Below are 506 nucleotides of genomic sequence, written 5' to 3'. Positions count from 1 at the left end.
GTTGGGTACGAATAAGGGCGTGGAAACCATGTTCCGCAATGCCGTACGCTCGGAGATGGAATTGTTGGCGCTGGCGGCAACCAAAGCAAATATTATGATTTCGCTGAATGGTTTTATTGTTTCTGCGCTGATGATTTCGGGCGCGTTTATTTTTTCATCGTCGCCCGAATTTTTGATTCCGGCCAGTACGTTTATGATTACTGCCGCAGCATCTATCGTGTTTGCATTGCTTTCTGCTTCGCCGGAACGTATCGGTAAAATGCAGGCGGCGCGTACATGGTTTAAGGATTTCATCCGCGGCCGTTCGAAACTGCGGGATTTGAAAACCCGCCTCAGTAGTACCGAAACGCGCTTTTTTGGCGGCAGCCAACCCAATATTTTGATTTATGAAGACCGTGTGAAACTGCAAAAAGATCAATATTGGGAAATGATGCAGGAGATTATGGGCGATCGTAAACAAATCTATGAAAAGATGAGCGACCATCTTTACTGGCTCGGTTTGTTGG

General features: G+C 46.6%; 1 pseudogene. It reads left to right on the top strand.

The window, feature by feature from the left end:
* Position 1: 1 nt before the first annotated feature.
* Positions 2-506, top strand: a pseudogene (locus ACTHUR_RS18700) (hypothetical protein); the annotation flags it as partial.

The organism is Neisseria sp. P0021.S007, assembly GCF_051956855.1.
Note: the sequence above shows the minus strand (reverse complement) of the source record. Positions and strands in the feature narration are given on the sequence as shown.